We start from the raw sequence: 6,452 nt of genomic DNA, 5'->3' as shown, positions 1-6,452 counted from the left end.
ACGGACTGTGGGTTCACGCACGAAGCGAACCGTGACGGCGAACAGTTCCACTGCCAGAAGTGCGGCTACGAGGTCAACGCGGACTACAACGCAGCGAAGAATATCGGGCTACGCTACGCCCGAAAGCAGACACACAGACTCCGTTCCTCGCCCACGTCGGGGAGCGGAGACGCACCAGTAGACGTGCGTATACATGGTGGGATGTTGAACGGCAAGAGTCACCGGCAGATTGCTGGTGACTGATTGCCGGGAGTCCACATCAAAGCCCTCCCCTCAACGAGCGAATCCCGTATGGGATGAGCGAAGTAGGGTAGGATAGTTTACATCTTCATGCAATTTCTCCATGAGCAGGGACTCACTGTCGGTGAAGCAATTCAACATCTTCGAGAATATGGGATCACTGTCCGTGATATCCAGACTCTCCTTCATCAATACGATCTGTCTGTCGGAGAAATCATTCAAATTCTTCGCCCGAATTAAGAATACTATTTAATCGTGTTTTAATATTTAACGAAATACTTTCCAAGTGTAGGAATTATTTTTCTTCGCAAACGATCTCACGTAGTTCTTCAAGTAGATCTGGTCGGTTCTCCCGGAGAATCTCGATTTCATGGGGGAGTTCCTCTTTAATACGTGTTCTCACCCTGTAGACGGACTGATGACGTTGCGAGTCTGATGGGTTGCCTTCTCCAGCGATGTATTGGCGGTCAGTATCAGTCATTAGCGCCCGATATCGTCCCATCGTTGGTGGACTAGTCTGGATCAACACAGATGAGTCTATGCATTACTGCCTACTGAAACTTTGCAAGGATGCACACTATGCAGAAATGCAAAGTTATAATGTGCACTAATGCATAGATGGGACTGAGAAAGACCTAGCGCTCATCGCGTTGGAAACGCCCGGGTGCAGGCACACCCGGATCGGTCTTTCTCAAGGAACTCGAAAGACCATGTCAACCATAGACCGCAATACCCGTAAGCATAGCGCTTCGAACCACATCCAAACCCAACTCCCCACGGAGTGCGACACCTGCGCTGCACTCGGCACACTCCCTTGCTTCGACTGTTTCTGTTGCATGGAGGGCCTCAAATGAGCGCCCTCCACACCGAATTCACCTTGCCCTTCAGTCGAACCTTCCGCGTCGAGATCTACCTCGAAACCTCTCGATTCCCCTCTGGGAAGCACCGCCTCTACACTGAATCGGCGCTCGAACTCCAGCGCAGCTAACCCTCCTCAGTATTCCAATGTCGCTTGAGCACGTGCTTTGTGGCCTACGCATCGACACCGGCACGACCACCGTCTGCACCGACTGCGACCGCGAACTCACCGAATGCGATCCCGTCACCGTTCGACTCCATCAAAATAGACAGGACGCCCAGTGGCACCTCGCGGCGTGCTACTGTCTGAGTTGTGCCCCCACCTCCCTTGAGGGGCTCCCGCCCACGCTGGGCACGCAACTCCTGTGTGAAGGACGGATCGGCATCACTCAAGACTGCCGGCCCCAACAGACCTGGGCCGTCCTCGTCTCGCCGACGATCATCGAGACCTCGCGACGGACGCACGTCACCTACCACGCTACACAGGAGGTGCTCGAATGAGCACTCACTCTTCCAGAGGTCACTCTGACTCGTCCGCCGAGGGTGATCTCCAGGCCATCACGGAGCGCCTCGCCGACCTCGAAGCAACGGTCGAACATCTCCAGGCCGAAAACGAGCGTCTACGAGAGCAACTCGCCGAGAAGGACGCCCAACTCGACGCCTACGAAGCACGCCTCGACGCCTACGAAGCACGCCAGCACGTCGAACTGCGTGATGTCGAAGACGACGCTGACGCGGCACTCGAACACATTTGGATCGCCGACCAGCCCGTTGGGAGACTCCTCGATTCGAGCAGTAAGCGCGCGAAAACGCTCTCCAGTCGTGTTGACGACCTCGAAACAGAGAGTCAGACTTGTCGTGACGAGCTTGAGGAATACCGTGAGCAGAACGAGAAGGGGAAGGCCGATATCCGACGGTGGGTCGCTGACCTAGAGGACTCACTCGGTGAGGCGACCAGTATCGAGACGGAAGGGAGTGCTACTCGATCCGCCTCCCTCAGTACCCCGTTAGAGCGGATCGTTGCACTTCCGGACACGATGATCGACGAGGAATTAACAGCAAATCAAGAGCGCGCGCGATTCATCGCCACGGACGTCACGGACTACGCGCGGAAGGTGCCGGCGGGCTTCATGATCGACTCCAGTTCGCTGCGTCGCGTGCTAGCCGCAAAGGAGGACGGGAGTGTACACACGGAGACGGTCAGCCGCGTCATGGAATTCCTCGATCGATTCGGCGAGGACGATGTTGAGCTCGTGAAGCGGCGCGGGACACGGCGCGTCGTCTTCTCGCCTCGGCTTGTCGAACGGCTCGGTCGGCTCGGTCGGCTCGGTGCACAATCGCAGACTGCGGAGACGGACGTTGCAGGAGAGAATCACGGCGTTGTGATCGGGAGCACGTAGGAGGGGCGTGATAGACGCCACGGCGAGAGCCTCCACGTCTCTCGGACCTGCCACGACCGGCCTTTGTTTGCCCTTGCTTGAGTGGTGACACTGGAGGAACCTTCCATGAGTACAGAGTAGTAGATAAGAAAGAAACGGAATGCGGGCAAAGCGGTCGATTTCTCGGATCACACACGGTGTGATGATCATTGTGGAGTCGCCGGCACACGTCGTTTTCACCTAAATTGAGTGGCGATCTTGATGAACAGGGCTGTTCACAGCTCCTGGCACGTCGAGATCGTGCTCGTCTCGGTATTCCTCAGCTAGTTCTCGGGCGTCGAATCCATTGAGACGCGCAGCGCTATGGAGAGCACTTCCAAGATTCCTGCAGTTGAGGTAACGGGCGCACTGCTCCTCACCGAAGAGTGCTCAATTGCGAACTCCACGCACGCTAGATTCATCTTCTCAGATGACGTTTGATAGTACTGAGGTATAAACCAATGATACGAACAGCCCTGAGATCCATCTCAGTGATAGCAGGCCTCGTCATCGTGGCGATGGTGATTGGTATCGTGCTGATTGGCTTCAGCATACCCGCGGCAGGCGAGCCACCGGCTGAAGGCGCAGACGAAGTGAAACTCATCGACGAGACGCTCGTGATTGAGGACGCCGTCTTCGCCTGGGAGCATGTCTCAGTGGTCGGCCCGGGCGTGCCTGACACGCATATCGATCGCAATGCGTACTTGATCGAGAACGCGGAGTTCCGTATCTACGGGCTCCACCTCACGTGGGACGACACCGTCTACACGGTCTGTGACGTCACGATCAAATTCGATAACATCGGGTTCGTCCTTGAGGATATCACCCTGAAGGACGGCAACCCGGATGTCTCGCGCTGTGAGGCAAACTGTGCGTGACGGCCACCGAACCGGTGATCCGTTCCCCATTTTTGTTCGAGAGACACGCTGGCAGCTCTGAGAGCGATGTCATCTACCCACGGCTAAAGCCGTGGGCTTCCGCCTCGAAATTCATGTGAATTCGGCTGCTCAATGGACCAACCAGGAGAGAGTAGAAGATGGCCGCGAATGCGGCCATCCCGGGAAAGATGACGGTAATGGACCAACAACTGACCAACCACGGACAGTCTGGTTCTCTGTGAGGTGCCCCGTATACACCTCACGGAGTAACTCAGTTGGATAGGAATAAACCCAGATGACTGTTTGCGATTGTTCGCTCCGTTTTTCACAATAATCCGCAATCCACAATTACAGGATTTCAGGTGAGAGACCCCACGACTCACGTCGTGGGAGGAGGTCAAGTAGGAATCTGAGTCGCGTGTTTCGTGGAAGACTGCGTCTCCAAGATGGAGTACAAGCGATGAGTTGGAGTCGTGCAGCTACAGCTATCTTTAATCAGCGAGAGAATCCCGCCGTTTATGGCGGGCGTGAATCGCGTAAGCTTCATTCCACAAACCACGGTGAAAGCCGTCTGAATACCCCACGGAGTAACGTTTAATACAATTGGCTCACTTGTATCTGATAAGGCCAAATGAAGTATAACCTCCAAACCGGGTCGCACACGGTCTACGCGCTCCAATATCACTTTGCGACCGTCACGAAGTACCGCGCGACCGTTCTCACCGACGACATTTGCGAACGTATCGGTGAGATAGCGAACGACCTCTCGGAGGACTTCGGCGTCTCAATACAGAGCGTCAACGGCGGGCGGGACCACGTTCACGTTCTGTTCACCGCGAAGCCGACGACCGATATGACGAAGTTCATCAACTCGTTCAAGGGCGTCTCCTCGCGGAAGATACGCAAAGAGTACCCGGAGGTCAAACAGGTCCTCGAAGAATCGTTCTGGCAACCGGGGTACTTCCTCGCCACGACCGGGCAAGTGAGTATCGACGTGCTGATGGAGTACGTAGAGGACCAATGACGACCGCGACGAAGACGCTCGAAGCGACGTTGGCCCCTCCGACCGCCCACAAAGAGGAGAAGCTACGCGATACACTCGGGACGTACCGCGAAGCGTTAGCCGACGCCTTCGACTCCGGGGCGGATACGATGGGCGACGTCAGCGACGTGGTGACGCCATTCGACCTCCCGTATCAGGCGAAAGCCGCGTTGTGCAGCTACGTCCCGAAGCTACGAAAGACGTACAACGCCCGCGAGTTGGACGACGAGCACCCGCTACGGCTCACGAACCAAGCCGCGAAGTTCGACCACTCGGACGAACGCGGGCATGAGTTCACGTGGTGGGTTCCGCGACCCGGTAGAGGGACGAACTTCTGGATACCGCTTCGTATCAACCCCGAGCAACGCGAGTTGTGGTTCGATATCCTCAACGAGGACGCGAAAGCAGGTGAGATACGGCTACAGCAACACCGAAAGAACTGGGTACTTCACGTCTCCGTCGAGTACCCGATTGACGAACCGACGGCGGACGGGGACACCACACCAATCGGGCTTGATATCGGCGAGACTGCGCTCATTACGGCCTGTGGCCTTAAGCGCGGTACGCCGACAAGACCCGTTCTTTGGAGTGGCAAGCGTGCGAAACACCTCCGTAAGGAGATGTCAACCACGCTTCAGCGACTACAAGAACGCGATGCTGAATGGCGGGTAGACGAGCGGTTCGACTACTACCAAAACGCGCTCACGGATATCATCGAGAAGGCGAGCCGCGAGGTCGTAGACTACGCGGCGACCTTCGATAACCCCGTAATCGTCATGGAGGACTTGACGTACATCCGTGAGCGGTTAGACTACGGGAAGTTCATGAACCGGCGCTTGCACACTTGGGCCTTTGCGCGGCTACAGAGGCGCGTAGAGGACAAAGCGACGGACGCTGGTATCCCGGTCGAATACGTTAACCCCGCCTACACAAGTCAGACGTGCCACGAGTGCGACCACCTCGGGAAGCGGGCTTCGCAAGCGGAGTTCCGTTGTACGAACGAGGACTGTCACGTTTCGACGTTTCAGGCGGATATCAGTGCCGCGGCAAGCATCGCTAAGCGGGTTAACCCGTGGGGAGAGAGCGTTCCTTGGAAACTGGAACGCAATGACTCACCTCGGGATGGGAGCGGTAGTGACACCGCCGTAAGACCACCCAAGCCGAGCGCACCTACGCAAATGACGCTTGGGGCGTATGAGTCTTAAAACCTTACCAGCTCGTCTGGTATTCCCTCTGGGAGGGAAGCCCCGCCGTAAACGGCGGGGAGGATGTCACGCCCGGGCCAGTTCTTGGACGTACTGCGCTTCCCACTCACGGCGGTCTCTGAGGGCCGCTCGTCCTTCGTCGGTGATCTGGTAGAAGTTGGTCCGCCGGTCGATCTGCCCCTTTTCGACGTATCCCTTGTCGACAAGGACGTCGAGGTTGGGGTACAAGCGCCCATGATTGATTTCTTCGTCGCGGGCGTCTTCGAGCTCTGTTTTGATCTGCTGGCCCGAGGGCTGGTCATGGCCGGCGATGACGGTCAGGAGGTCGCGCTGGAAGCCGCTGAGGGTGAAGAGGGTCATCATTCGGAACATCATTACCCAGATATTTATACGCCTGCATTTTACTTATCTCGTGAAAAACAGGAGGAGTGAACTACCTGGGTGGCAAGCCCCAAGGCTTCCTGCTTCGGCGTCAGAACGTCCATCCTGCCGAGGAAGGACGGAGCGGTTCCAGATTCCACAGGCGTTCTCCCTCACTGGAACGGTTCGGCCCATCCCCTGCCTATCTGGTTCGATGGACGCTCCCGAGCGCGTCGAATCGAACGCCGGGAGTGTGTGCAACTCCCGTACGTACGTCCAATCGGGCCGCGCGGCCCATCACACCCAAAGAAACGAGCGGTTGGAAATTAACTGAATTGAGGCGCTAAGTCCCCTTCCTTACCGAGCGCCGAAGGCGCGAGGAGGGAGGGGATACAGCGGCTTTCAGTATCGTCACGACGATAGTAACGACATAGAGGACGACGGTTCGGAA

8 protein-coding genes are annotated in these 6,452 nt (G+C 56.7%); 7 read left to right on the top strand and 1 reads right to left on the bottom strand.

The features are described from left to right. The 7 genes from C3L37_RS22310 to C3L37_RS22280 all read left to right on the top strand — a co-directional run. The coding region (locus C3L37_RS22310; protein WP_146333958.1) for a zinc ribbon domain-containing protein at positions 1–243 on the top strand (243 nt) is incomplete at its 5' end. A gap of 847 nt (positions 244–1,090) precedes the next feature. Next, positions 1,091–1,228, top strand: a complete 138-nt coding sequence (locus C3L37_RS24620) for a hypothetical protein (RefSeq protein ID WP_164974847.1) — start codon at positions 1,091–1,093, stop codon at positions 1,226–1,228. Between the two features lie 32 nt (positions 1,229–1,260). Next, positions 1,261–1,599, top strand: coding sequence for a hypothetical protein (locus C3L37_RS22300; protein ID WP_129116740.1), 339 nt, complete (start codon positions 1,261–1,263; stop codon positions 1,597–1,599). Then, the gene (locus tag C3L37_RS22295; RefSeq protein ID WP_129116739.1) at positions 1,596–2,498 is read left to right on the top strand and encodes a hypothetical protein; all 903 of its coding nucleotides are present in this window, start codon (positions 1,596–1,598) and stop codon (positions 2,496–2,498) included. The genes C3L37_RS22300 and C3L37_RS22295 overlap by 4 nt, the downstream gene beginning before the upstream one ends. 479 nt (positions 2,499–2,977) lie before the next feature. Then, positions 2,978–3,394 carry a hypothetical protein gene (locus C3L37_RS22290; protein WP_129116738.1) on the top strand — a complete coding sequence of 139 codons (417 nt, stop codon included), beginning with the start codon at positions 2,978–2,980 and terminating at the stop codon, positions 3,392–3,394. Between the two features lie 631 nt (positions 3,395–4,025). After that, positions 4,026–4,418: an IS200/IS605 family transposase gene (gene tnpA, locus C3L37_RS22285; RefSeq protein ID WP_129116737.1), complete on the top strand. Its 393-nt coding sequence runs from the start codon at positions 4,026–4,028 to the stop codon at positions 4,416–4,418. After that, positions 4,415–5,641: an RNA-guided endonuclease TnpB family protein gene (locus C3L37_RS22280; protein WP_129116736.1), complete on the top strand. Its 1,227-nt coding sequence runs from the start codon at positions 4,415–4,417 to the stop codon at positions 5,639–5,641. The genes tnpA and C3L37_RS22280 overlap by 4 nt, the downstream gene beginning before the upstream one ends. Before the next feature lie 66 nt (positions 5,642–5,707). Here the strand turns inward: C3L37_RS22280 and C3L37_RS22275 are convergent, their stop codons facing one another. Continuing rightward, a complete protein-coding gene (locus C3L37_RS22275) occupies positions 5,708–6,001 on the bottom strand; it encodes a PadR family transcriptional regulator (protein ID WP_129116735.1) in 294 nt (97 codons plus the stop codon). Positions 6,002–6,452: the final 451 nt, after the last annotated feature.

This window comes from Halegenticoccus tardaugens, assembly GCF_004116405.1.
Lineage (GTDB): Archaea > Halobacteriota > Halobacteria > Halobacteriales > Haloferacaceae > Halegenticoccus > Halegenticoccus tardaugens.
This window is presented reverse-complemented; position numbering and strand designations above follow the sequence as displayed.

Excerpts from the sequence above, each read along its gene's own strand:
- C3L37_RS24620 (WP_164974847.1), top strand. The coding sequence starts at position 1,091 with ATGAGCGCCCTCCACACCGAATTCACCTTGCCCTTCAGTCGAACCTTC.
- C3L37_RS22295 (WP_129116739.1), top strand. The coding sequence starts at position 1,596 with ATGAGCACTCACTCTTCCAGAGGTCACTCTGACTCGTCCGCCGAGGGT.
- C3L37_RS22290 (WP_129116738.1), top strand. The coding sequence starts at position 2,978 with ATGATACGAACAGCCCTGAGATCCATCTCAGTGATAGCAGGCCTCGTC.
- tnpA (WP_129116737.1), top strand. The coding sequence starts at position 4,026 with ATGAAGTATAACCTCCAAACCGGGTCGCACACGGTCTACGCGCTCCAA.
- C3L37_RS22280 (WP_129116736.1), top strand. The coding sequence starts at position 4,415 with ATGACGACCGCGACGAAGACGCTCGAAGCGACGTTGGCCCCTCCGACC.
- C3L37_RS22275 (WP_129116735.1), bottom strand. The coding sequence starts at position 6,001 with ATGACCCTCTTCACCCTCAGCGGCTTCCAGCGCGACCTCCTGACCGTC.